Genomic DNA, 25,442 nt, shown 5'->3' with positions numbered 1-25,442 from the left:
TAGACATCTATTTATGTCCAGGGCTGACGCTTATATTTTACACTTAACAAACTAATTTTTATAAACTGAATAACGACCTGTACCCAGCTGTTTGGCGGTGTACATCGCTGTATCTGCTTCGTGCAGCAGCCTGAAATGATCCACCTTGCCATGACTAATGCTGATGCCTATGCTCGCAGATACAAAGAGGTTGTGCTCTCCCAGCTGATAATGTCTGGTCGTCTTCTCCAGAATCTGCACCGCTAACTGCTCCGCTTCCTTCTGATTGCAGCCTTTAGCTACAATCACAAATTCATCGCCGCCTATGCGGAAAATATGGCGTTTTCTTTTGCTGGAGAATTGACTTAACCTTCCTCCCACCTCTTGCAGCAGTAAATCGCCCACATGATGTCCTAAGCTGTCATTGATTGATTTGAACCGGTTCAAATCCATAAACAATACGGCTAGTTGCTCATTTACTTTGCAGCGATCCCAAAAGTGATCCATTCCATTCTTGTTTAACAGCCCCGTTAAGCCATCTTTATAGGCAAGTTCCTTAAGCTGCTCTCTTTCCGCCAAAACAAGGTTCAGCCGTGTAAGCAAAAACATTAAAACAGCTATCGTAAGCGCGTATATCAATAACGGAGTGAAAATCCCCCCATTGACCTCTACAGTTTCTTCTAAGGATTTTTTGCCTAGCTGATGCATTGCCCACAATCCAACGACAATAGTTATAATGGAAAGGCCCGTGTAAACTGCTCTTTGTTTTGGTTCCTTACTAGCAACATCCCGGTAAAATCTCAATACTAAATAACCTACAACCCCTGCGATGATAATGGACATTAACGTTTGTAAATAAATCTGAACCTCTACCACCTTTAATTCGCACATCCTTCTGAACTACAAATAATTAGCTTACTGTACTGCGATACCAATATATAAAAAAGCTCTGAACATTATCTGAACACTTACTCTTTCTCCAAATGCCGCGCACAATTATATAACTCGCAGTTCCAGGAGCCATCCGATTCGGATTTTGTTATTCGCGTAATTGACGTATTGTTCAATAATACTGTGCCGTCCAGTTCTGGAAGTAGTCTTCTAAGGCTACTGCGTAAAATTGCACCATGGCTAACGATCAGAATATGACTGCCTGGATGTCTCGCCGCAATTTCTTCAATCACTTCGCTGCCTCTGAGCTCGCTGGCTTCTGGAGTTTCCAAACCCAAATCTAACGTCTTCCAATCGGTTCCCCATCGTTCAATCCGCTCTTGCTGCGTAGTTCCTTCAATAAGTCCCGCATACATCTCTCGAATGCCCGGCGCTAAACCCGTGATCTCAAGGCCTAATCTTTCTGCAATAACCTCTGCCGTTTGCCGCGCTCTGAGTAAATCACTTGAATATATGTAATCCCATTGTTCTGTGCTAAGACGTTCAGCCAGTAGTTGTGCCTGTTGCAGGCCTTCAGCATCCAATGAATTATCCGTATGCCCTTGCACTCTGCCTTCTTTATTCCACGCGGTACTTCCATGGCGAATTAAACCTATTGTAGTCATAAAAATCTCCTTTTAGCTATTGAGTCTAGTGGCAATTGTGATGCTGGTTATTGTGCTGGTTATGGTGCTACTTATGGTGCTAATCTCAGTGCAATTTCAGTGCTAATATAAATAATATAATCTATATTCTATCAGATTCACCCTATGAACATTTAAAAATAAAGGTTATCCAAGTTTTTGAACATGAGGTATAATAAACCTTGTCGTTTTTTACAACAGCTACAAGATAAGGAGTAATTGTTTATGATGAAAAAGCTAGGGTCCACTCTGTTTCTTACCTTCTTACTGCTCGTTCCACTTGTCGCCACTTGCCCATCCACTGTTGGTGCAACACCAGTTCCTAAAAACACCGTCTATGTGGACAAGAATAACCATTCATACATACCACTGCGTCTCTTAAATAGCTTCACTGGTATACAGTCTGTATGGAATCCTAACGAAAAACGTATAAGCATTACGAATGCAGACACCACCATAACGCTTACATTAGGACAAACCACTGCGCTCGTCAATGAAAAGTCGGTTACGCTAACTGATCTTGCTTTCAGTGATAATGGCACGGTATATATCCCGTTGTCTTTTATCAGCACAACGCTTGGCATTCAATTAACCTGGGATAAGGAAGCCTCTTCATTAACCCTTAAGAGTAATGATATTGCAACCACTGTTCCTGTACAGTCAGGCGCACTAATCAAAGCGGATTCTTCTCCAGTTGTCAGCGCTAGTAAAACCTTCAAAGTTGGCGGCAGATCCTTCAAAGCCCAGACGGTTACAGTGTCCCTGCTGCATCCTAAGGTGAAACTTGATGTCGTACTGGCTGGAAATACGGTCGGAAAAGTGGAGGACCTAAGCAGTCTGGCTAAACGTAATAATGCCGTAGTTGCGATTAACGGAACATTTTTTGATGCCTATACAAAAGGAGCATACAAAGCTCCATACGGTTACATTGTCAGCGGCGGAAAAATGCTTAAAAATAGCTCCGGGGATCGCCGGACGATTTTTACCTATGACAGCAACCATCTGGCGTCACTGATTCCTGGGCTGGATTTCACAAGCCGCTTCGCTTCCGGTTCTATGGAAGGAGCTCTTCAAGCCGGCCCGCGTCTTCTTGTGAACGGCAAGGTATCCCTAAATGTCGCGGCAGAAGGCTTCAAAGATCCAAAAATCTTAACCGGCGGCGGAGCACGCAGCGCGCTCGGATTAACACGCGACCATAAGCTCATTCTACTGACCACTGGTGGAGCCACCATCCCACAGCTGGCAGAAATGATGAAGCAAGCTGGAGCGTATCAAGCCATGAATCTGGATGGTGGTGCATCCAGCGGGCTCTACTACAACGGCAAATATCTTACGTCCCCTGGGCGTCAGATCAGCAATGCAATTGTAGTCAAATATCAATAAAATCTCTTGGCCAGACGGCTAGTTGCGAGTGCTGAGCTTTGTGATTTGGCTTGGCTCAGCCACGCTACGGCTTCGGCTTCGGCTTCGGCTTCGGCTTCGGCTTCGGCTTCGGCTTCGGCTTCGGCTTCGGCTTCGGCTTCGGCTTCGGCTTCGGCTTCGGCTTCGGCTTCGGCTTCGGCTTCGGCTACTAAGAATATATGATTCTATTGTACAAAGTGCAATCAGAGGCAGTTTGCAGCGCATAATTGCTATGGCGGTATGATTGCTGTGCGACGTATGAGATTACTGTGCAGCATATGATTGCCGAGCTCAAACCCAAAAATCCCCTTGATGACTTACCCATCAAGGGGATTTTTCATAAAACGTTGCCAGTTTAGGTACTGCTGACAGATCCAATGTCGGGGGCAGCCGGTGCAACTTAATCTGTGTGACCTGAATATTCCCACACCTGTAACCAAACTTCTGTAGTAAAGCCCAATTTCTCATAGAAAGGCTGCATAGAACCTACGTAAACTTTACTAGCTCCGAGTTGTTTTAAACGGTTAAATCCTTCGTGTAGAACCGCCCGTCCCAGTCCCAGCTTTCGATAATTAATGGATGTGCCTACAGGCTCCAGAGCACCAATTCTATTGCTGCTGTCCCAAAAAATATTACAAAAGGAAACCACTTCGCCCGCGTCATTCACAACGCTAAGATCGAGCTGCGGATTATAGCTTGGAGCGTTACTCATATTCCCATAATGCAGCAGCGTGAGCTCTGCCTCCGCCGTTTCTGCATAGTCGAAGGCCATGATATGTCCGAGCGCTTTTGCAGTAACCTCAATCTCATCTCCGCTGCATATTCTAAAGCCAGAGGGGAGCTCCACAGGGAATTCCTTATCCAATCGCAAGGAGTTTACACTTTCCTTACCACCCGTTTGATAATACCCCCTCTTACGAGCAACCTCCGCCGCAGAAGTCATATTCTCCGGTATTGGCACATACAGCTCTACGTAACCACCGTTCTCTTCCTCAGCTTTTTGTTCAGCAAAAGCGAACATTTCTTCAAGTAATTTTTCCGGAGGATTCATCTCAGCACACTGAAAATAGAACCCATCGTCCCTGCACACTACAGCTGCAAGCTCTCCATTCTCATACTCCCATAAGCCCACTTTTTGTTCCCACTGCTCCAGCGTTCCACTTCTCGTCTCCTGAAAAAAAATAACAAATTCCCAGCGGTCTATAAGCCAGGTATTTGGAGTCTTTAGCTTACTATAACTTTTTATAAGAAAATGACGTACCTTTAGCAGATCTTCAGAACGGTAGCTTCTAAAATTAATGTTCATTTTCCACGCCCCTCTCTTTAATTTCATATTAAGGGGGATGCAAAATGAAGCATATATCATAATTAGTTATTATTATTTTATACTACCTAATATGATCCGTACGTTCACAAAACAAACATTTCTCGAGTGGAAATTATGAGCTCCACGCATCCGTTAACTGCATTTAGTGCAACTATTCCTCAGAAAGTTACTTAAAAAGATAGTTAGTTGTATTTCGTGCAGTTAAATTTCTGGTTTTCCTTTAATTGCACTAGATTCACCCTTTTTAGTTGCACGAAGTGCAATTAAATGGCTTCTAAGGACCAACTACGCAGGTATAAGTGTACAAAGTGCAATTAGAGAAAGCTTTGGAGTGGGCGATCTTCTTCCGGAGGAAATAGTCACTGATCAAGCTTTTTCAAGCGATAATTATGAGCTCCACACATCTGTTAATTGTATTTAGTGCAACTATTCCTCAGAATGCTCCTTCAAAAGATAGTTAGTTGTATTTCGTGCAGTTAAATTTCTGATTTCCCTTTAATTGCACTAGATTCACCCTTTTTAGTTGCACAGAGTGCAATTAAATGGCTTCTAATGACCAACTACGCAGGAATAAGTGTACAAAGTGCAATTAGAGAAAGCTTTGGAGTGGCGTTCTTCTTCCGGAGGAAATAGTCACTGATCAAGCTTTTTCAAGCGATAATTATGAGCTCCACGCATCCGTTAACTGCATTTAGTGCAACTATTCCTCAGAATGCTCCTTTAAAAGATAGTTAGTTGTATTTCGTGCAGTTAAATTTCTGGTTTTCCTTTAATTGCACCCAGTTTACCCTTTTTAGTTGCACGAAGTGCAATTAAATAGCTTCTAGGGACTATCTACTCAGAAATAAGTGTACAAAGTGCAATTAGAGAAAGTTTTGGAGTGGGCGGTCTTCTTCCGGAGGAAATAGTCACTGATCAAGCTTTTTCAAGCGATAATTATGAGCTCCACGCATCCGTTAACTGCATTTAGTGCAACTATTTCCTCAGAATGCTCCTTCAAAAGATAGTTAGTTGTATTTCGTGCAGTTAAATTTCTGGTTTTCCTTTAATTCCACTAGATTCACCCTTTTTAGTTGCACGAAGTGCAATTAAACGGCTTCTAGGGACGATCTACGCAGAAATAAGTGTACAAAGTGCAATTAAGTCTGGATAATCCGCTTGAGCGAAATCTGGATTGCTTAGAGCTAGATAAGCTAGAGCTAGAACAGCTAGAGCTAGATCAGCTAGAGCTAGGCCAGCTACAGCTAGGTCAGCTAGAGCTAGATCAGCTAGACTTAGATCAGCTAAATTCCCCTTCGATAAATCTAGCTAGATTCTTACATTGACCACGAATAAGAGTACTCTTTTTGCATAATTTTCCTTGTCCATGTTACTGTATAACTGAACAAAGGAGTGAAAATATGGAGACGATTCTAATCATAGAGGACGATGCCAAGCTGGTAAGATTGCTGAGCACGTACCTATCGAAATATGGGTTCCGTACAATTATTGTAGAGGATTTCAACAGGGTGCTGGAGACTTTTAATGAAAGCTCGGCTGACCTTATCTTACTGGACGTCAATCTGCCTAAATACGATGGGTTCTACTGGTGCCGCCAGATTCGTTCCCTCCCACTCTGCCCGATTCTGTTCATTTCTGCACGGATAGTGGAATGGATCAGGTGATGGCGCTTGAGAATGGCGGGGACGATTATATCACTAAGCCTTTTCACTATGAGGTTGTACTTGCCAAAATCCGCAGCCACATACGTAGAGCATACGGTTCATACTCACAGACTCAAGAAGAGAATAAACTCCAATCTGGAGGTTTAATCCTCTATCCTGAACGATATATGATCCACTACGACGGGCACACGAGTGATCCGAGGTTGGACCCTTGTCTGAAAAAGAAGCTGTATTGCTGCTGAACCCACATATGGATTCACAGAATTATGCTGCTAATCGAGCGATTCATTTGAAGGTTCAAAAAGATGAGGAACTGATGTTAAAAGAATTACGAACACCAAAGGTGCATCCAGTAGATCCAATGGCCACCTCACTTCTAATCGTAGATGACAACTTATATCATAAGATTTCAAATTCAGCAGAGAAGTACACGAGACCTTATGTGAAATATCTATACAAAATCCCTGCATGGGACGGTCCTACACCTAATGACAGCTCAGCTGAAGCTGTTGTCACCAGAGACCTTATCCAATGGAATAAAGCCGCTAACAAGGCTAACCATCAATACAGCTCTATACTGGGATCGCGAGCAGACAGCTATCTATCGACCAAACAGGGAGCCGCCATGCTTAGCTTTATAGGAATTTTTATCGCACTGATCTTCTCGCTTTCATCGGCCAGCTTTCTCTTTTTTAAACTTCATACTGAGCTCAACACAGATAAGCAAATGTATAATGCTTTGTCCAAAATCGGTTTAAGTACTAAAGAAATGTCAGCTTCTGCTACCAAACAGATTTCTGTGCTTTTCTATATTCCGATTATTATTGCCACCATTCAGACCCTTGTCGTGATACGCCCGATACTGAAACAGATTAATATCACAAATGTAACTGTGCCCGTGCTTACTACATCTGCTGTATTTCTGGTTGTGCAAACTATCTATTTCCTTATTGCGAGATCACGGTACATTCATAGTCTCAAGAAAATAATGGTGTAACACCATGTTGAAAAGAATCGTAACCCTGGATGTACTTCGCGGCTTGGAACTTATGGCAGCACCAAAAGGTTCTCTAGCTGATCAATAGGCAATTTGCTATAGTTAGTAAACTATTACTAATTAATGAGGCAAGGAGGTTCCTGATTTATGTCCAAGGCTGATCACATGTTATCCATTCTCTGGATGCTCAAGCAACGGGGAAGAACCGCCGGGGAACTAGCAGAAGCGCTAGAGATCAGTGTCCGCTCTGTCTATCGTTACATCGACGCGTTATGCATCAGTGGCGTACCCATTATCGCGGATAGTGGACCTGGTGGTGGCTATAGCCTTCCGGAGCATTTTTCCGAGGTCCCGTTATTCTTTGACTCCGACGAACAACGTTCCCTCCTGCAAGCCGCCTCCTTTGCGCGGGGAACTGGATATCCTTATGTAGAAGCTCTAGATCAAGCAATCGCCAAACTGAAACGGTACAGCAATGCGCAGCAATTAGAACAGATGGAGCGTCATGAGAGCGGGATAGAAACCATCCACTCCCCTGCTGCGCCGCTTCCCCACCTACTGCAAGAGCTTGAATTAGCGACGGCGAACGGACATACCCTCCAGATGGAATATCGGAAGGGAAACGGGGAGACGATTTCTTCCCGCGCTATTGATCCTTATGGACTTGTCCTGTGGAAAGGGCAATGGTACACCGTTGCTTATTGCCATCAGAGGCAAGAAATTCGGTCTTTCCGAGTCGATAGAATAACTGAACTGCACCGCACAGAAGCTCTGTTTGCCCGTCCTGCTGACTTCTCTGCACGGGATTTTTTGTTAAAAAGCTTGCTGCCCACACCAAATACTCCAGAAAAACTCATAGCAGTAGTCATCGCCGCCGATGAAGGAATCCTTAACGATCTATGCAGTCATTGGCTGTTTGGACATACGCTGGTCCAGCGCATTGACGGACAAGCCCGTTTTCAAGTCGATGAGACCTCCTTACTGACTTATGCGCCTTACTTCTTGTTGCCTTATGGATCAACACTACGAATCCTAGAGCCTTTAGCTCTGAAACAAAAGCTGTCCGCTATAGCTACCGATCTGGCAGCTTATTATAAGACTTAAAATGATTATTTTAGGATCACTGACCGTAGTTGTCAGTGATCCTTTTGTATAGTGTAAATAAGTCTAAGGGAATAAATGATTGTACAAACCAAGGAGGAATAAGGAATGAAAGAACTTCACTATGAATTTTATATTGGCGGAACACCTGAGCAGGTATGGGAGACTTTGATCTCTCCCGAAGGTACTAAACAGATTTACTACGGGAGCGTAATCCAATCCACTTTTAAAGAAGGTGAATTGCTGGAATATGTTGGTCCCGGTGCAGATGGCGATGAAACGTTACATGTATATGGGACTCTGCTGGAGTTCACTCCACAAAAAGCGTTTCGTTTCACGCATAAGGTCGGCCCCTCCTATCATAAGGGTACAGAAAGATATGAATCGCGTATATCTTGGCTGCTTGAACCGGTGGGTGGAACTACTAAGCTTACGCTTATCCACGATGAATGGCATCCTGATGATCCTTCATATGCTGGCAGTATCAACGCCTGGTGGCAGGTTCTGAGTAATATTAAAACCTTGGTCGAGACCGGACGTAGACTTGATTTTGGCAGCTGGTCGTAATTTTTATGTTAATTAGGAATTAAGCTCAACCCTGCGGAAAAGAGCGTACAAGCCCTCTTTCGTCAGGGGCTTTTTTTGCTTAATTTTATTTTGCCTAAGGGAAACATTCTTGTTGCAGGGACAAAGTTGTTGCCATATACTAATGTTGTGCCAGACTACAAGAAATGTTCTAATACACAAAATAAAAACCGTAGGCGGTAAAAATATAAATGAAAGAAGGGATCTCATGACTGGAACAACTATTCCTTTATCAGAGGCTGCAAAGGGTAGCACGCTGCGCATCAGCGACATTGAAGTTCAAGGTGTGCTTAGAAGAAGATTACTGGACCTCGGGTTCGTAGTCGGGAATATCGTAGAGGTGTTGCGGCGTAGTCCATTAGGAGATCCTATAGCTTTTCGGGTAAGCAATACGACCATTGCATTGCGTAGAGAAGAAAGTTCTTTAATATTCGGAGAATTAATTGGAGGTGTAGAAGCATGAGTCAGTTCACCGTCGCTTTTGCAGGCAATCCTAACACCGGAAAAAGCACACTATTCAACCTGCTAACCGGCATGCGACAGCATACTGGAAACTGGGCAGGTAAAACCGTCATTACTGCCGAAGGCGAATTCAAACACAATAACCATTCATACCTCGCGGTAGATTTACCAGGAACGTACTCCCTATACTCAAATTCCGCGGATGAAGAAGCGGCTAGAGATTATATTATTTTTGAACAGCCAGACGTGACACTTGTAGTGCTTGACGCTACTTCGCTGGAACGTAATCTCAATCTTGCCTTGCAAGTGCTGGAGATTACCGGACGGGCGGTTGTCTGCATCAACCTCATTGATGAAGCACGTAAGCTGGGCATCGACATCAACCTGAAGAGTATCTCCAAACGTCTCGGCGTACCCGTCGTTGCGATATCGGCACGCAATAAAATAGGGATCGATGCCTTATTGGATCAAGTGGAGCGAGTGGCTACAGGCTCATTCACAGCGCAGCCGCTGCGGATTAGTTACAACGAAGAGATCGAACGGGGAATTGCCGAGCTTACACCATTGGTAGAGCAAACCATCGGTACCAAATATCCCGCTCGCTGGATTGCACTGCGCTTATTGGACGGTGATGACAGCCTGCTTACTTCACTTAAAGAGCATATGAAAAGCAAGGATTTACCCGAAGCAAAGGAGGTCATCGGCCATGGAGTCACTGCCTATCACTAAGGGATCTGACGCTCTAGATTCCCTATTGTCCACCGCAAAAAAGCTCGCTGACGGCGGAGCCATTCGGGATGAGATTGTCAGTGGTATATATGGCGTATCCGCAGGCATCTGCGGAGATGCAGTTACTTATCGGGATAAGAAGAAACTGAACAGCACTTACAAGCTGGATAATATCGTGACCTCCAAAATTTGGGGTTTTCCCATCATGCTCGCCATTCTCGGTGTCGTATTCTGGATTACGATTGCCGGGGCTAACTACCCTTCTAGCTGGCTCGCTTCCTTCTTTGGCTTCATCGAAGGATATCTGACAGCGGGATTTGAGGCTCTCCATGCCCCAGCTTGGCTGCACGGCGTGCTTGTGCTTGGCTTGTATCGAGGCACCTCATGGGTAATCAGTGTCATGCTGCCACCGATGATGATCTTTTTCCCCGTATTCGCTCTGCTTGAGAATTTCGGGTATCTGCCACGCGTTGCTTTTAACATGGACCGACTGTTCAAAAAATCAGGTGGTCATGGCAAGCAAGCTTTAACCATGTCCATGGGCTTCGGCTGTAACGCGGCCGCTATCCTCTCCACACGAATCATCGAATCGCCGCGTGAACGAATGCTGGCTATACTGACCAACAATTTTGTCCCTTGCAACGGCCGCTGGCCCACGCTGATTTTATTGTCTTCCTTATTTATGGCAGGAGCCGCTACGACAGGCGCGCTTCGTACATTCACCACTGCCTCCGTCCTAATGGGAATGGTTCTAATCGGCATCATTGTTACCTTAACCGTTTCCTGGGTCATGTCCAAAACTGCGCTGCGTGGGGTTCCCACACATTACACATTGGAGCTTCCTCCCTACCGCCGTCCACAAATCTGGAAGACCATACTTATTTCCTCCAAAGATAAGTCCCTTAACGTACTTACTCGGGCTATCGTCGTTGCTGCCCCTGCCGGGATTATCACTTGGATTCTAGGCAATCTGTTTATTGGCGGCGATTCTGTACTGAATCATATGGCTGCATTCTTTGATCCGTTCGCACATTTGCTTGGCATGGATGGCTTTATCATCATGGCCTTTATTCTTGGACTTCCTGCGAATGAAATCGTATTGCCTATCCTGCTTATGGGCTATATGTCCTCAGGCGCTATGGTTGATATCGACAGCTTAGGCAGTATCAAAGATGTCTTTCTCTCACATGGCTGGACCTGGCTGACCGCACTCAACATGATGCTGTTCTCCCTGCTCCACTATCCTTGTGGTACGACACTCGTGAACATTTACAAGGAAACAAAAAGCATGAAGTGGGCCGTTCTCTCAGCAGTCATTCCGCTGGGTATCGCCATCGGAGTAACCTTTGCTGTCGCTCAGCTTGCCCGGTTATTTGGGTGGGTGTGACGAGGGTGAGGTAGGCTTGCGATCTAAACTCAAGTGACATCACAACTGACTTCAACAGATTTCAACTTACATCGCAAAAATTCATCATTAACTCACTAAATTCACCTTAATCACATCACCCAAATTAACCTTGCTACACGGAATTCACCTTACTTTACCTTACAATCTAAAGTGCAACTTGCTTCACAAAATTCTGCCCTCCTTGAACTGATATTTAAGGAGATTCTCCCTCAAATTCGAACTTTATAGGCGCGCGTTAAACTTTTTGCGGAATTTCTCCCTGATAATCGATCTTTATAAGCACACATTGGACTTTTTGCGGAATTTCTCCCTAATAATTAGCCGATTATAGGCAAAAAGGGCAATTTCCGCAGAATTTTAGGGAGGAATTCCCCAATTATCGCTATTAATGAGTAAAACACGATAAAATCAGGGAGGATTTCCCTAATTATTGATTCTAGATGGTTCCGAGCTACACTTGAGCACCAGCACCAGCACTAGACCTGCATCGCCCTTCCACACATACCAACTCTAGACCTACGCCGCCCTTCAGCACACACCAGCATTAGCATCAGTACCTTTTCGCCCACCAACATACTCCACCACTGGTCCACCAACACAGCCCAACACCAGTTACTCAAGGTCTTCTCAAACAAATAAGCGGTCGCTCGGATGTTTATCCCGAGCGACCGCTTATTTTATCACAACCCCTTATATACTCTTACGTCCTAACTTGATCCCACCATTACATTACATGACGTGACTCTACAGTTAGAGTCATTTTTTGCGCGTTCCATCATTTCTACGACGGTATAGAACAGCCCCAGCTATAGCTACTAGAACGATAATTATTCCACTAATCCCCACATTAACAAGAGGAAAGGAATCACTGTCCCCAGCAGAATTACCCGTTTGATCAGGCTCATTACTCCCAGCTCCTGACTCCGGTGAATTATTCGGGGTTACCTCCGGAGAAGCGGTAGGCGTCGTTGCCGAAATACCCGGTCCCAGCTCTTTCAGATCCACTGAGTCAGCGGTTAGCCGCTTAGTTCGACTGCATAAACTAGCCTCCAGATTACCAGATTCTCCACCGTCTCTAGCATAAGCATAGACAATGTAACTTTCCCCTTCCACAAACTCAAAGCCGCAGCTTGCAGAAGATAAAGCCGTAGTCAATGTAACTTGGTTTCCCTCGACCCCTTTCCAGCTGGAATCCACCTCAAAGGTTACCTTTACTGGATCAGCAGAAGAAATTATGTTCCCCTGTGACGGCTCCTTCATGTCCACTACTTTCCCGACAAAGACAGCTGTACTTTTCTCAAGAGCTTCCAGTGGCTCCGCAGGCATAACACAGGAACAGGCGTAAGTGACTGAGGGCCGCACCGTCAGCAAAGCCGTAAATATTAATAGGACACCTAGAAATATCATCATTGGACTTCGGAAATTGAACTTTCGGAAATTGATCTTTCGCAATTTGATAACCCCCTTCTCTACCTTACAGACGGAGCAAACGTAGAAAGTGTTACAGGAATTTCCAAACAAGTGATACAAGTCTATCCGGCAGTAATTAATCTAATCTTCTTCTTTAATTCCTCTAATCCTCTTTAACTCCTCATATCCTCTTCATTAATCCCCCATACCTGCTGTACCACTCACAAACTGTGCGCGATCCCAATCAAACGCTGTATTCCTTCGCGCAGCACCCCTTCGCTTGCAAAGGAATAACTTAGGCGAAGCCTTGACTTCATTTCCCCCAGTGGATCAAATAACTCCCCAGGAACAAAAGCGATCGACTGCGCCATACTTGAAGCAAACAGGCGATCCATCGTAAGATGCTCCGGTAGTTTCACCCATAGATTTAATCCGCCTTGCGGAGTCGTCCATTCCCAGCCAGTCCCCGCCAGCTCCTCTTCTACAATTTCCTTATGCACTTGAAGCGCAATGCGCAGCTTACCGAGATGCTGTTGCAAGCGTGGGGAGGTGTAGTAATGTAGAAATATTTTTTGATTCAGCAGCGGAGTGCCATTGTCTGCGAGTGATTTGGCCGTGATTAGACGCTCCATAAATGGATATCGGCAGGCCACCGCACAGATTCGTAAGCCAGGGGCTACATATTTACTGAAGCTGCTGATATAGATCACCCACCCCTCCGTATCATAAGCAAAAAAGGGCGGCGGCGGCTCCTCATCAAAATACATATCGCGGAACGGGTCATCCTCCACCAGTAAACAGCGATAACGTTCGGCCAGTTCTACCAACAGCTTGCGCTGTTGCACAGGCACCGTGTATCCAGTTGGATTGTGATGCGTTGGATTAATGTAGAACATACGCGGTTTATGCTTTTTCATCAAAGCTTCTACTTCCTCCAGATCATATCCCTCCGGAGTGATCTCTACCGGAACCAACCGTGCCCCCTCCCGGCGAAAAATATCCATAGCAACACTATAAGTAGGCCGCTCCACAAGCACCGTATCCAGAGGACCAAGCACAATCCGGGCAATCAGATTGATCGCCTGCTGCGCACCCGAGGTAATAAGCAGCTCTTCCGAAGTTAACTGCAGCCGATGTTGCTTCCGAAAGTGGTGGCTTAACGTCTCACGCAGCTCGTTATCCCCCTGGACCGAGGCATACGTTCCCATTACCTTGGGATATAGATCGAACACTTTTTTGACATAGTCAGATAGAAAAAGATTCGGCAGCAGCCCCGGATCAATCAGCGCCTGCGAGAACTGATACTTAACTGGCACTCTCTGAATATCAGACAGCGGATTAGTGAGCGCATAAGCCGATACTGCGGCTCCTACTTCAATAGCAGGAAGCGAGATTATGGGTGCCACGTAATATCCTGATTTATCTTTTACATAAACCTTTCCATCCTCCGTCAACCGTCTGTACGCTTTGAATACGGTCAGTCGATGTACCTTAAGCTCCTCCGCCAGCAGCCGTATAGAAGGAAGCTTATCATGTGCGACCCATTCCCCTCGCTCCATGCGGTTTAATAGAAATTCATAGACCTGCCGAAACAAAGGATGATTATGCTCCGCTCCCACAACCTTTTTCATCTGGCTACAACTCCTCTCCGAACAACCTTGTAATCATATTGTACACGATTTCTGAATTAATCTGTTCTACACAAGGCAATCTGTTCTGTCCTCTCCCCTTTATGATTAACAAAATGCCAGCTTATAAATTCTTATATTTTATAAAGCACACAAAAGGGGACTTTTCAAAATGATCTTATTTGCTTATGCACTTGTATGTCTGATCTTCGGCACGACCTTTCTAGCTATCAAAATCGGTGTAGATGCCGGTGCGCCTCCTTTCTTTTCAGCGGGCTTAAGATTTTTTGTCGCGGGCGCTGTTCTATTCCTATGGATGGTCTGGAAACGTAAAGCCAGCTTCTCCTTGCTGTTGCGCAAAGAAATGTTGTTCACCGGGTCTGCTCTAACCTTCGGCACCTTCGCGGGTCTCTACTGGGCTGAACAATATGTTTCTTCAGGGCTTGCAGCTGTACTCTCTGCCACTGGTCCGATCATGATCCTGCTGCTCCAAACCTCTATTCTTCGGCAAAAAGCACCCGCCATCTCCCTATATGGCTGCATCATCGGCTTCACTGGCGTACTGCTGCTGGTTCTCCCCAATCTCGCCATTGATATTTCACCACTGTGGCTCATCGGTTGCGCCGTAGTCCTAATTGGAGAGTGTTGCTATGCTGTAGGTGCGATTTACTCCAAAAAAGTAATTAACAGTATGCCTGAGGTCTCACCGATTGCGCTGAATGCGGCTCAAATGATGTATGGCGGTGCGCTGTTATTCATTCTTTCTTTTGCCACGGAAAAAGTACATCCTGCATTTCTCTTCTCATTCGAAACAGCAGGTTCACTGCTCTATCTCACAGTTATCGGCTCCATGGTCGGCCATACCTTGTTCTACTGGCTCGTAGCTAAGACCAACCCAGTGTTTCCTTCTACCTGGCTTTATATTTCTCCACCGATTGCGGTGGGTGTAGGCTTTTTCTTTTACAAGGAGTCCGTATCTTGGATTACGATTCTCGGAGTGTTCACCATCATTGCCGGAACAATCCTAGTGAATGCTGATGCTCTAAAGCAATTACTGCAAAAAAAGAAGATCAACACTGTTGCGTTAAAAAAATCAAATATATGACGTACTATATATTGCATTTATGACCACTATTGCGTATTATATAAACAAGTTAAATTAAACACAGCTAAATATGACTCATATATGAAAGGAGGATTCGCTTAACGGCGCTTCTTTTCTAAAGAGGAATGCCTTTTTTATCGGAAGTGGAGGGAATTGTGATCGAACTGACATCACGTCAAATAGAGATTATCGATATCGTTAACAAAAGAGCTCCGATTACCGGCGAACAGATTGCCGAAAGTTTGAATCTTACCCGGCCAACAATTCGCTCGGATCTGTCTGTTTTGGTTATGCTCAAATATATCGACGCCAAGCCGAAGGTCGGGTACTTCCCAGGATTGAAATCATCCAGTCGTCAGGGAAGCGGTTATCTGCTGCAGGAAACGATGGTCAAAGAAATTCAAAGTGTACCTATAGTTATCCGTGAGACCACAACTATTCAAGATGCCGTAGTTACGCTTTTTCTACAGGATGTAGGCACTCTTATTATCTGTGACGAAGAGGGTAAACTCACGGGCGTTGCTTCACGTAAGGATTTCTTAAAGGTAACCTTGGGTAACCCCGGTGCAGTCTCCATGCCCGTAAGCATGGTTATGACGCGCCAGCCCAAAGTGGTCACAACTTCACCGGATGAGCCGGTGCTTGAAGCTGCACATAAGATGATTTTTCACGAGGTAGACAGTTTGCCGGTGGTTGTTCCCAGCGCTGCTGAAGACGGTGGTACAAAACTGGATGTGGTAGGACGTTTAACAAAAACCTCCATCATCAAACTTCTCCTCGAACTTGAAGCCAAAGGATAACAGGAGGAACCCATGAGCATCGAGCAATCTTCCAACTTAATAACGATATGCTCGGATTCTATAGGAGATACGGCAGAGGCTGTCGTGCAGGCCGTTATTCACCAATTTCAGAATCAGCAGGTCACCATTAAAAGATACGGCAATATTAGGCATGAAGACGAGCTACGCAAGCTTATGGAAGAAGCAGCTCAGCATAAAGGTTTTGTCGCCTATACATTAGTGCAGCCAGAATTAAGAGAAATGATCCGCGAGGAAGCGGTACGTCTTGATTTACGGATCGTTGATATCATGGGCCCTATGATGCAGGCCTTCATTGATACCTTCGACGATGCTCCTCAGCAGCGGCCAGGTCTTCTACACCAGCTCGACGAGAATTATTTCCGCCGCATAGAAGCTATAGAATTCACCGTCGCCTGTGATGACGGCCGTGATCTGGGCGCCATGCTCAAAGCCGATATCGTTCTGCTGGGCATGTCCCGTACTTCAAAAACACCGCTTAGCATCTTTTTGGCCCATAGAGGAAAAAAAGTCGTTAACTATCCGATTATCCCGGAGATTGGTCCTCCGCAAGAACTATTAAGCTTGCCGCCGAACCGGCTTATCGGATTAACCATGAAACCCGAGTACATGCTGAAGGTCCGCTCTGAGCGGCTTAAGGTTCTCGGATTACCGACAGGTTCCCAATATGCAAGTCTGGCGCGGATCACCGAAGAGATGGAATACGCCGCTTCATTGTTCAACAAGCTGGGCTGTCCTGTAATTGATATTACTGACAAGGCTATAGAAGAAACCGCTGGTATTATTATGGGTTATATCTAAATTTCAGTTTACAAAATATATAGAATGCACTGGAGGGAATTAGAATGGAGCGCGAACTGGCCCTTGAGATTGTACGGGTAACTGAACTAGGTGCTTTATCCTCGGCTCGTTGGATTGGGCGGGGCGATAAAAATGCGGCAGATGATGCAGCCACGACTGCGATCCGTTCCATGTTCGATTCTGTGTCCATCGACGGAACTGTTGTGATAGGTGAAGGAGAGATGGATGATGCTCCAATGCTCTATATTGGTGAGAAAGTCGGGAACCAAAAAGGTCCCGCTGTCGATGTAGCCGTCGATCCTCTCGAAGGAACTGAGGTTGTTGCCTGCGGCCTGCATAATGCGCAATCTGTTATTGCTATAGCAGATAAAGGCAGCCTGCTGCATGCCCCAGACATTTATATGGAGAAGTTAGCCTGCGGGCCCGAGCTTGCCGGTAAGCTTAGACTCGAGGACCCTGTAGAGATCACTCTGCAAAAAGCCTGCCATTACACTGGCAAATCCCTCTCCGAGTTAACCGTAATGGTGCTGGATCGCAAACGGCATGAGCAGCTGATTAATAGCCTGCGTGAAGCCGGGGTACGAATTAAGCTGCTTGGTCACGGAGATGTCGCTGGCGCTATTGCGGCTGCACTGCCAGACAGCGATGTCGATTTATATATGGGTTCCGGCGGAGCACCCGAAGGTGTTCTTGCTGCCGCTGCACTGAAATGCCTTGGTGGTGAAATGCAGGGCAGATTGCTCCCGGATGGACCAGTAGAGCTACAGCGCTGTGTACGCATGGGAATTGCCAATCCAACGCGAGTGCTATACATGGAAGACATGGTTGGCACGGGCGACGTCCTCTTTGCCGCCACGGGTGTAACGTCAGGTGAATTCCTGAACGGTGTCCGTTTTATCGGCAAAGAACGCGCGGAGACACATTCGGTAATCATGCGGGCACAGAGCCGGACAATCCGCTATATCCGCAGCATTCATTTCCTGCCAGGAAAAGAAATACCGGCTGCGCAGACTGTTAGACAAAATGCTGTCTCTCTATAAAACCGCAAAAAACAGGCTATCTCACTAGCAGTATCCTTTGCTAGTGAGATAGCCTGTTTTGTTTTTTTACACTGAATGCTAATTGCTTCTTATTTATTTCCAATACGTTCACTCGCTAATGGATCTATATTAGCAACTTTCTCAAAGCGTTCTGCGTTCAGGCTGTTATACTTTGCGAAGATTTGTTTCACTTCTTGCTCCTTCTGCTCGCCTTCCACATCCACCATTACTAGAATATGACCTTCATCCACGTAATTATCGTAGCTCTCTGCTTCCTCTTCAGGGATGCCAAGGCCAATAAGTCCGCCGACTAACCCGCCACTGCCTGCTCCTATCGCCGCTCCGGCTAGTGTTGCCGCAAGAGGTCCGGCTGCAATAATAGGTCCAATACCAGGAATAGCCAAAGCGCCAATTCCCATCAGCAGCCCCGTTACTCCACCCAGCAGACCACCAGTAGCTGCACCTGTAGCCATACCCTCCGGGGCCACGGTTCCTGACTCGTCTCTAAGAGTTTCCTCGTCCGCTTTATTTCTCGCGATAATCGAAATATCCTCTGTCCTACAGCCCTGACGCTTCAACTCCTCAATAGCTCGCGAAGCTTCGTATTCGGCAGCAAAGACACCCACTATTCTCTTATTCATCTCCATTACCTCCTATTGATGTAGTTAGCTCATACGTTCAGCTTCATAGCTTACTTAACCAAACTGGACAGGGATAAACTACGATCTTTGAATTGTCTGCAATTCCGAGTTAATATTCCTTCTAAAATATGCTGTATAATAAAAGTAAGCGGGTACAACTACCTTGATTAACTCTATAGAAGAAAGAGAAGGAATCATCCATGGCGATATTTAACTATAATTCTGAGCGTCCCTTCCGAGGCAATCCCGACCTGCATCTCCATTACTGGGGGCGGGAGCAGTGTCTTCCCGGACATTTTTTTGGACCTGGGGTCCGTGACGTATATAAAATACATTTTATCCATGCAGGAACAGGTGAAGTTACTGTGGGTGAACAGACCCATTATCTTAAGCCAGGACAAGCTTTTCTCACCTATCCGCATATCGTAACTGCCTACACAGCAGACATAGCAAATCCATGGGCCTATTCTTGGGTAGCTTTTACCGGGGAGCAGGTTGATTATATTTTGGCCAAAACCGCCTTGTCACCTGAGCATCCGATCTTTCCAATGGATGAACAGCTTATGCCGAATTTATACGAGCTCCTGACACAAGCAGCTGAAGCTTCGGACAGTCTGGATCTACCTCTAAAAGCAATTATGTATGAGTTCTTTTCTCTGTTACTTCGAGCGGTGCCAGCAGTTCCAGATGTACTTCCTTTACCACGTCAAAAGAGTATTTACGTCGAGCAATGCCTGCACTTTTTGCATACACATTATTGTGAAAATATTTCGGTTGAGATGATGTCCTCTTCGCTCAAGCTGGATCGCAAATATTTATCCTCCTTGTTCAAACGGACAATAGGTATGCCACCCCAGCAGTATTTATTAAATTTCCGCATCGCTAAGGCGTGCGAGCTGCTGACAGAGACCTTATGCACGATTGGTGAAATCTCACGTTCTGTGGGCTATCAGGACCCCTTACTCTTTTCACGGATGTTCAAGAAGGTGAAAGGTTGTTCGCCAAAAGAATACCGTAGCCGTCATCTCGAAAATGACATTGTACTATAAACTTCTTCCTTGCTGACATACGTTTGTCCGCGATCTTTCGCTACAATAAGGACGTAACGTACTAAGTAATAAGTGTTTATAGGAGGAATAAATCATGTATAACGCAAGCGCTACCAGATATGACAATATGAAATATAATCGCACCGGAAAGAGCGGTCTACTCCTGCCAGCGATCTCGCTTGGTCTATGGCATAACTTTGGCGGCAACGACTTATTTGAGAATGGCCGCGCCATGGTAAGAAGAGCTTTTGATCTTGGAATCACTCATTTTGACCTTGCCAATAATTACGGTCCACCCGCAGGCTCCGCCGAAGAAAGTTTTGGCCAAATTCTTAAAAAGGATCTGACCCCTTATCGTGATGAGATGGTTATCTCTACTAAAGCTGGTTATTATATGTGGGCTGGTCCTTATGGTGAATGGGGCTCCAAAAAATATCTCGTCTCCAGCCTAGATCAAAGCTTAAAACGTATGGGACTGGATTATGTTGATATTTTTTATCACCACCGCCCAGATCCAAATACACCACTGGAAGAAACAATGGCTGCGCTGGACCTCGTGGTACGCCAAGGTAAAGCGCTGTATGTCGGGATTTCGAATTACGGACCTGAACAAACACGCGAAGCGGCACAAATTCTGCGTCGACTTGGCACGCCATGCCTGATTCATCAGCCAAACTATTCCATGATGTCCCGCTGGATTGAAGATGGCTTGCAGGATGTATTGTCTGAAGAAGGCATCGGCTCCATTGTGTTCTCCCCGCTACAAGGTGGCATACTAACCGATCGCTATCTAAACGGAATCGCTCCTGATTCCCGTGCCGCTGGCCCAAGTGTATTCCTGTCTGAGAATGCCATTACTGAAGAGGCGATCGGCAAGGTTCGCAAACTGAACGAGATTGCTGCTGCACGTGGACAAAAAATGTCTCAGCTAGCGTTATCTTGGGTACTCCGTGGAGACAAAGTAACTTCTGCATTGATCGGCGCAAGTAAGGTAAGCCAGATTGAAGATGCCGTCGCTTCCTTAAATGCCCCAGAGCTTAGCGCTGAAGAACTAGAGCAAATTGAGGCAATTCTGCGGGGATAAAGCTTAGTTATAACAAGACAAAGACCAATGAGGTCAGGCAGCTTAAAGCTGCTCTGGCATTTCATTGGTCTTCTTTTTTATAGATTAGAGTTCTATTTGCTCACCCAAATATCTGCGTGATGTACACCATGATCAATAATCCAAAAATAAAAGAATACGTCGAAGGCCGCTCATAACCATGGCCATGACTCTCCGGAATCAGCTCCTTGTAGACGATAAAGAGCATAGCCCCGGCTGCAAAAGCTAGACCATAACCCACAACATTATGCAGGTAACTGGCAGTAAAATACCCGATCACCGCAGATACCATCTCCATCAAGCCGGTAAGTGTAACGATTCCTAAGGCTTTTAGCTTGCTAGTTCGCGAATTCATCAGAAAGACCGCAAGAATCAAACCTTCCGGCATATTCTGTGCGCCAATGGCAATCGCCACGGTAGGACCTAAACTGGCCTGTTCGCTGGCATAACTGAAACCTGTACTGAGGCCTTCTGGTATGTTGTGGATGAACAGCGCAATCATAACAAGCAGCGCTTTTGAATCCATATTGGTATAACCGGGCTTATTCTCCACATCGATATGCGGGATGTTATTTTCAATTAAATCAAGCAGCAGCACTCCGGTAATCAAGCCCAAGGTTAAAGCGATAATCCCCGATTCTTTGATCGATTGCGGCATGAGTCCAAACGTGGAGGCGGACACCATAATCCCCGCAGTGAAGGCTACGAGGATATCTTTCCACTTCTCGGATAACCTCTTCACGAACAGGATCGGAAATGCTCCAAGAACGGTAGCCATTGCCGATACAAAGCTGCCAATAAGCGCAGATTCCAAACCTTCAACTCCTTTGGTACAAGTCGGATAGACCAACATATGTTTCAGAAAAAATAATTATTACTTTTTCATACATTTTCGAATGGTCCAATATAGTATGGATCATATCATAAAAGACCTCCCCTAGGTTCGGTTCATACCCTAAGGAGGTCTTTGTCTCACATATCATTATGCAACTCGGTTACACCAGCTTCTTCCGGATCTTGCCGGAAATCAAATCAATAATTGTGATCATCGCAATGATACCTAGCAGTATAATCCCCACGCGGTCCCAATTCCGTGAACTGAGCGCAAAGATTAACGGTGTGCCGATCCCGCCTGCTCCAATCACACCTAGAATTGTAGCCGAACGAACGTTAATTTCGAATCTATATAAGGTATAGGATAAGAATCCCGGCAGCACCTGCGGCAACACCGCAAACCACAATACCTGCATGCGGCTGGCACCAGAAGAAATTAAAGCTTCGAGTGGACCGTTGTCGATATTCTCAATCTCATCCGCGAACAATTTGCCGAGCATGCCCACCGAATGTAGTCCCAGAGCCAGCACACCTGCAAAAGAACCCGGTCCAACAGCTTTGATAAACAGCAAAGCCATAATAATCTCAGGGAAGGTTCGTATAAAGCTCAACATCAGCTTGCCGGAACCTGAAATTATCTTTCCCTTGCTCATGTTAACTGCAGCCCAAAATGCAAAAGGAATACATAAAAAGGTCGAGATAAAAGTGCCTAGGATTGAAATAGCTAACGTCTCAAGCAATCCCCGAAGGAGATCCTCCCCATCTGGTAAATAAACGAAGGCCCAGTCAGGTGAGAATATCCCGGCAAAAATTGCTTTAGTAATGATCCCGGCGGTTTCTTTGAATCCATTAAACGGCACTCCCGAAAAAGCCCAAATATATAACGCGGCTAGGGCTACATAAATCAGCCAACGAAAACGATTTTTACGGGGTTTAGGGACAAGGGTATTCCATGATTTACTCATATTAATTTCTCCCGCAGCTTAGTGCTTACATAATCAATAATCAGTACTACTGCTAATGTGAACAAGATGATGGTGCAAGTCTTATCGTATTCCAAAAAGCCTAGGGTGACTTCATAATAGTGGCCGATCCCACCCGCTCCTACCAGACCTAAAACCGCCGCAGCACGAACATTAATCTCGAAGGCATATAGGACATAAGACATAAAATGAGCCTGTACCTGTGGAATGACTCCGAACATAATGCGTTGAATCTTATTAGCCCCCACTGAAGTCATTGCTTCCAAAGGTCCTTGATCAATCGTCTCCAGCGTTTCATAGGTAAGCTTGGCGATCAGCCCCAACGAAAATATCGTCAAAGCAAATATCCCAGGAAGCGCACCGAGGCCGAAAATGGCCACAAAGATAGAAGCCAACAGCAGATCGGGAATCGTGCGGATCAGGTTCAGCAGCATACGGACCGGATAATGAAGCCAACGGCTTTGCGTAATATTGCTTGCACACAACAGCGCAACCGGAACTGCAAGAATGGCACCAAACGTTGTGCCAACCAGCGCCATCCGGATCGTCTCCAGCATCGCATCTATAATGTTGTCAAAATACCCCCAGTTCGGGGGAAACATTTCCTTAAGCAAATCAAGCATATTCGGCAGACCGGAGATCAGCTCCCCGAAGGATGAATCGGTTAAGACAGCACTTCTCCACAGTAATACTACTAATATAATGGCTGTGAAATAATGTTTTATCTTCCTTGGCGGTTTGGGATGTAGCTTCTCTGCATTCACACTCATCTCACACGCCTCCGAGTACAGGCTCACCTAACAACTCATCCTGATGAATCGGTCTGCCGTAAATCTCAGCAAACCTCTCATCGGTTGCCTCTGATACAGGACCATCGAAGACAACCTCTCCTGCCCGGAGCCCAATAATCCGGGTAGCGTATTCTCTAGCCAGATCAATAAAATGCAAATTCACAATGGTTGTAATCCCGAGTTCCATATTAATCTTCTTTAGATCATCCATAACCTGCTTGGTTGTGAGCGGATCTAGTGAAGCTACAGGTTCATCTGCGAGGATAATCTGTGCCTCCTGCGCAAGAACACGGGCAATAGCTACACGTTGCTGCTGACCTCCAGATAGCTGATCTGCACGTGTATAGGCCTTCTCGGCGATATTTACCCGATCAAGGGATTCGAAGGCTAAATCGATATCCTTTTGTGGGAATCTGCCAAGTATCGTCCGCAGTGTGGAATGATAGCCCACCCGTCCTGCCAAAACATTACGAAGCACCGTCGTACGTTTCACTAAGTTGAAGCTTTGAAAGATCATTCCGATATTCCTACGGATCATTCGTAGCCGGCTTCCTTTTGCATTCGTGATGGACTGCCCGTTAATAAGAATATTACCTTCGGAAATATCATGAAGCCGGTTAATGGAACGCAGCAAGGTCGACTTCCCTGCTCCCGAAAGACCAACAATAGCTACAAATTCTCCGGCTGGAATGGTCAGGTTAATGTTGTTTAATCCTTTGGTTCCGTTTAGATACGTTTTGGATACATTACGAAGCTCTATCATGAAATCATCCCTTTATGTGTTTTCGTATATTCGTATAAAAGAGATAGCCAGATCCGGGGGGGAATCCGGAGCTGGCTATCCTTAATGCCTGTTATACACCAACATCGTTGTATCCTTGAACGGCCTGTTCTACTCTGTTTTTACTTTACTGTTGTATTCGCGAACAATGTCAAAGTTGCTGTCTTGTGATTTCACATAACCTTCATGAGAGTAAATGTCTTTGATAATCTCATGGCCTTCTGTGTCAGCTGCGATATCAATGAATGCCTGCTGGATTTTTTCTATCCATTCTTTATTCATATCTGAACGGACCGAAATCGTATCGTTAGGAATTTTATCAGTAAAGGCGAGAACTTGAGTATCTTCAAATACTTTTGGATAATCCTTAACGACCGTGTTCCGGGCATCTTGGAAAATAGCTGCTGCATCTACGTCACCATTCAGCACAGCAAGCACGCCTTGATCATGACCTTTAACCGTAATGGCTTGTACATCCTTCAACGGATCAAGTCCTGCATCCATTAGTGTTGCAGCCGGCCATACAAAACCTGCTGAGGATGTAACGTTTTGATAGGCAATTTTTTTACCTTTCAAATCGGCAACCGATTTGATCGCAGAATCTTTCTTGACGATAATCATAGATTTATAGAAATCCGCTAATTCATCTGTTGGACCACCGGTTTCATCATTTACACCAAAACGTTGAGCCTGAAGAATAACCTCAGCTGCTCCTTTTTCTTTAGCTAACACGTAAGCAGTTGGAGGAAGGAAACCTACATCCACTTTTTTAGAGGCCATAGCTTCGATAACGGTGTTGTAATCAGTAGAGACACTTACTTCTACAGGAATACCGAGCTTGTCACCCAGTAATTTTTCAAGAGGTTTCGCTTTAGCTTCGAGCGTATCTGCATTTTGAGAAGGAACAAATTGTACAGTAAGCTTCTCTGGAACATAACCCTCTGCTACAGGAGCTGCCGTTTCCTTCGGTGCATTTGCCCCGTCCGTCGATCCTTGGTTTGCATTATTTGTAGTGTTGTTAGCGCCACAACCACTAAGCAATGTAATAGACATCATTAGCGGCAATACGAATTTACTGATTTTTCTCAAACGAAAGACCTCCACTGTTTTCTATTTTTATTTTTGAGTACTTCTAAACTATAGATGTGTTTTATTAAATCAATAGCAACCAAGCATCAAATATATGTAAAATTTATTCCAATCTCTTAAAGTTACCAAATTATCTGCTAGAA

General features: G+C 45.3%; 28 protein-coding genes. 17 read left to right on the top strand and 11 right to left on the bottom strand.

Annotation, left to right across the window (positions count from 1 at the left end; all coding sequences use genetic code 11):
• Positions 1–51: 51 nt before the first annotated feature.
• Entirely contained in the window at positions 52–870 is an 819-nt protein-coding gene (locus MHI25_RS05650) for a GGDEF domain-containing protein (RefSeq protein WP_081386508.1), read from the bottom strand.
• A gap of 77 nt (positions 871–947) precedes the next feature.
• On the bottom strand, positions 948–1,535 hold the full coding sequence (locus tag MHI25_RS05645) for a histidine phosphatase family protein (RefSeq protein WP_038568983.1): 588 nt from the start codon (positions 1,533–1,535) through the stop codon (positions 948–950).
• Between the two features lie 246 nt (positions 1,536–1,781).
• On the opposite strand from MHI25_RS05645, the gene MHI25_RS05640 reads away from it, so the two are divergent.
• Positions 1,782–2,936: a phosphodiester glycosidase family protein gene (locus MHI25_RS05640; RefSeq protein ID WP_076129576.1), complete on the top strand. Its 1,155-nt coding sequence runs from the start codon at positions 1,782–1,784 to the stop codon at positions 2,934–2,936.
• A gap of 50 nt (positions 2,937–2,986) precedes the next feature.
• Positions 2,987–3,127 (top strand): hypothetical protein, encoded by a 141-nt coding sequence (locus tag MHI25_RS05635; protein WP_340395096.1) that lies wholly within the window; start codon positions 2,987–2,989, stop codon positions 3,125–3,127.
• Positions 3,128–3,354: 227 nt separating this feature from the next.
• Here the strand turns inward: MHI25_RS05635 and MHI25_RS05630 are convergent, their stop codons facing one another.
• Positions 3,355–4,260 (bottom strand): GNAT family N-acetyltransferase, encoded by a 906-nt coding sequence (locus MHI25_RS05630; RefSeq protein ID WP_312148959.1) that lies wholly within the window; start codon positions 4,258–4,260, stop codon positions 3,355–3,357.
• 1,145 nt (positions 4,261–5,405) lie between these two features.
• Here MHI25_RS05630 and MHI25_RS05625 point away from each other — a divergent pair.
• From MHI25_RS05625 to MHI25_RS05585, 9 genes are all read left to right on the top strand, one after another.
• Complete coding sequence (locus MHI25_RS05625) at positions 5,406–5,606, top strand: hypothetical protein (protein ID WP_340395095.1); 201 nt, start codon at positions 5,406–5,408, stop codon at positions 5,604–5,606.
• A 75-nt stretch (positions 5,607–5,681) separates the two neighbouring features.
• Positions 5,682–5,945 carry a response regulator gene (locus MHI25_RS05620; protein ID WP_340395094.1) on the top strand — a complete coding sequence of 88 codons (264 nt, stop codon included), beginning with the start codon at positions 5,682–5,684 and terminating at the stop codon, positions 5,943–5,945.
• Positions 5,933–6,187: a hypothetical protein gene (locus MHI25_RS05615; RefSeq protein WP_340395093.1), complete on the top strand. Its 255-nt coding sequence runs from the start codon at positions 5,933–5,935 to the stop codon at positions 6,185–6,187. The genes MHI25_RS05620 and MHI25_RS05615 overlap by 13 nt, the downstream gene beginning before the upstream one ends.
• Entirely contained in the window at positions 6,157–6,942 is a 786-nt protein-coding gene (locus MHI25_RS05610; protein ID WP_340395092.1) for a hypothetical protein, read from the top strand. The genes MHI25_RS05615 and MHI25_RS05610 overlap by 31 nt, the downstream gene beginning before the upstream one ends.
• Before the next feature lie 147 nt (positions 6,943–7,089).
• Complete coding sequence (locus tag MHI25_RS05605; RefSeq protein ID WP_076307418.1) at positions 7,090–8,046, top strand: YafY family protein; 957 nt, start codon at positions 7,090–7,092, stop codon at positions 8,044–8,046.
• Between the two features lie 105 nt (positions 8,047–8,151).
• A complete protein-coding gene (locus MHI25_RS05600; RefSeq protein WP_076307417.1) occupies positions 8,152–8,610 on the top strand; it encodes an SRPBCC domain-containing protein in 459 nt (152 codons plus the stop codon).
• A gap of 226 nt (positions 8,611–8,836) precedes the next feature.
• A complete protein-coding gene (locus MHI25_RS05595; protein ID WP_036679839.1) occupies positions 8,837–9,091 on the top strand; it encodes a FeoA family protein in 255 nt (84 codons plus the stop codon).
• On the top strand, positions 9,088–9,819 hold the full coding sequence (locus tag MHI25_RS05590; RefSeq protein WP_076130631.1) for a FeoB small GTPase domain-containing protein: 732 nt from the start codon (positions 9,088–9,090) through the stop codon (positions 9,817–9,819). The genes MHI25_RS05595 and MHI25_RS05590 overlap by 4 nt, the downstream gene beginning before the upstream one ends.
• Entirely contained in the window at positions 9,797–11,206 is a 1,410-nt protein-coding gene (locus MHI25_RS05585) for a nucleoside recognition domain-containing protein (protein WP_076220490.1), read from the top strand. The genes MHI25_RS05590 and MHI25_RS05585 overlap by 23 nt, the downstream gene beginning before the upstream one ends.
• Positions 11,207–11,983: 777 nt before the next feature.
• Here MHI25_RS05585 and MHI25_RS05580 read toward each other — a convergent pair.
• Both MHI25_RS05580 and MHI25_RS05575 read right to left on the bottom strand, forming a co-directional pair.
• Positions 11,984–12,679 carry a hypothetical protein gene (locus tag MHI25_RS05580; protein ID WP_340395091.1) on the bottom strand — a complete coding sequence of 232 codons (696 nt, stop codon included), beginning with the start codon at positions 12,677–12,679 and terminating at the stop codon, positions 11,984–11,986.
• Positions 12,680–12,858: 179 nt separating this feature from the next.
• Positions 12,859–14,268 carry a PLP-dependent aminotransferase family protein gene (locus tag MHI25_RS05575; RefSeq protein ID WP_076130628.1) on the bottom strand — a complete coding sequence of 470 codons (1,410 nt, stop codon included), beginning with the start codon at positions 14,266–14,268 and terminating at the stop codon, positions 12,859–12,861.
• 169 nt (positions 14,269–14,437) lie between these two features.
• Between MHI25_RS05575 and MHI25_RS05570 the strand changes: the two genes are divergently transcribed.
• The 4 genes from MHI25_RS05570 (at position 14,438) to glpX (ending at position 18,029) form a co-directional block, all read left to right on the top strand.
• Positions 14,438–15,370, top strand: a complete 933-nt coding sequence (locus MHI25_RS05570; RefSeq protein ID WP_340395090.1) for an EamA family transporter — start codon at positions 14,438–14,440, stop codon at positions 15,368–15,370.
• A gap of 155 nt (positions 15,371–15,525) precedes the next feature.
• Positions 15,526–16,170, top strand: a complete 645-nt coding sequence (locus tag MHI25_RS05565; protein ID WP_081383827.1) for a helix-turn-helix transcriptional regulator — start codon at positions 15,526–15,528, stop codon at positions 16,168–16,170.
• Positions 16,171–16,188: 18 nt separating this feature from the next.
• Positions 16,189–16,989 carry a pyruvate, water dikinase regulatory protein gene (locus MHI25_RS05560; protein WP_179086341.1) on the top strand — a complete coding sequence of 267 codons (801 nt, stop codon included), beginning with the start codon at positions 16,189–16,191 and terminating at the stop codon, positions 16,987–16,989.
• A gap of 44 nt (positions 16,990–17,033) precedes the next feature.
• On the top strand, positions 17,034–18,029 hold the full coding sequence (glpX, locus tag MHI25_RS05555; protein WP_076130625.1) for a class II fructose-bisphosphatase: 996 nt from the start codon (positions 17,034–17,036) through the stop codon (positions 18,027–18,029).
• Between the two features lie 89 nt (positions 18,030–18,118).
• Here glpX and MHI25_RS05550 read toward each other — a convergent pair whose 3' ends face one another.
• On the bottom strand, positions 18,119–18,670 hold the full coding sequence (locus tag MHI25_RS05550) for a general stress protein (RefSeq protein ID WP_038568969.1): 552 nt from the start codon (positions 18,668–18,670) through the stop codon (positions 18,119–18,121).
• Positions 18,671–18,870: 200 nt separating this feature from the next.
• Between MHI25_RS05550 and MHI25_RS05545 the strand changes: the two genes are divergently transcribed.
• The gene (locus tag MHI25_RS05545; RefSeq protein WP_076130624.1) at positions 18,871–19,719 is read left to right on the top strand and encodes an AraC family transcriptional regulator; all 849 of its coding nucleotides are present in this window, start codon (positions 18,871–18,873) and stop codon (positions 19,717–19,719) included.
• A 91-nt stretch (positions 19,720–19,810) separates the two neighbouring features.
• Positions 19,811–20,803, top strand: a complete 993-nt coding sequence (locus MHI25_RS05540) for an aldo/keto reductase (RefSeq protein WP_076187312.1) — start codon at positions 19,811–19,813, stop codon at positions 20,801–20,803.
• Between the two features lie 100 nt (positions 20,804–20,903).
• On the opposite strand, the gene MHI25_RS05535 is transcribed toward MHI25_RS05540, so the two are convergent.
• The 5 genes from MHI25_RS05535 to MHI25_RS05515 all read right to left on the bottom strand — a co-directional run bounded on the left by MHI25_RS05535 (position 20,904) and on the right by MHI25_RS05515 (position 25,299).
• The gene (locus MHI25_RS05535) at positions 20,904–21,635 is read right to left on the bottom strand and encodes a ZIP family metal transporter (RefSeq protein ID WP_036676473.1); all 732 of its coding nucleotides are present in this window, start codon (positions 21,633–21,635) and stop codon (positions 20,904–20,906) included.
• Positions 21,636–21,816: 181 nt separating this feature from the next.
• Entirely contained in the window at positions 21,817–22,620 is an 804-nt protein-coding gene (gene phnE, locus MHI25_RS05530; protein ID WP_248547903.1) for a phosphonate ABC transporter, permease protein PhnE, read from the bottom strand.
• Positions 22,617–23,408 (bottom strand): phosphonate ABC transporter, permease protein PhnE, encoded by a 792-nt coding sequence (phnE, locus tag MHI25_RS05525; RefSeq protein WP_340395089.1) that lies wholly within the window; start codon positions 23,406–23,408, stop codon positions 22,617–22,619. Before phnE (MHI25_RS05525) ends, phnE (MHI25_RS05530) begins: the two co-directional genes overlap by 4 nt.
• A gap of 1 nt (position 23,409) precedes the next feature.
• On the bottom strand, positions 23,410–24,192 hold the full coding sequence (gene phnC, locus MHI25_RS05520; RefSeq protein ID WP_038568965.1) for a phosphonate ABC transporter ATP-binding protein: 783 nt from the start codon (positions 24,190–24,192) through the stop codon (positions 23,410–23,412).
• Positions 24,193–24,321: 129 nt separating this feature from the next.
• Complete coding sequence (locus MHI25_RS05515; RefSeq protein WP_038568963.1) at positions 24,322–25,299, bottom strand: phosphate/phosphite/phosphonate ABC transporter substrate-binding protein; 978 nt, start codon at positions 25,297–25,299, stop codon at positions 24,322–24,324.
• Positions 25,300–25,442: the final 143 nt, after the last annotated feature.

The organism is Paenibacillus sp. FSL E2-0177, assembly GCF_037992975.1.
Taxonomy (GTDB): Bacteria; Bacillota; Bacilli; order Paenibacillales; family Paenibacillaceae; genus Paenibacillus_AQ; species Paenibacillus_AQ odorifer.
The sequence above is the reverse complement of the archived record's forward strand: the minus strand, read 5'-3'. Positions and strand labels throughout refer to the sequence as shown.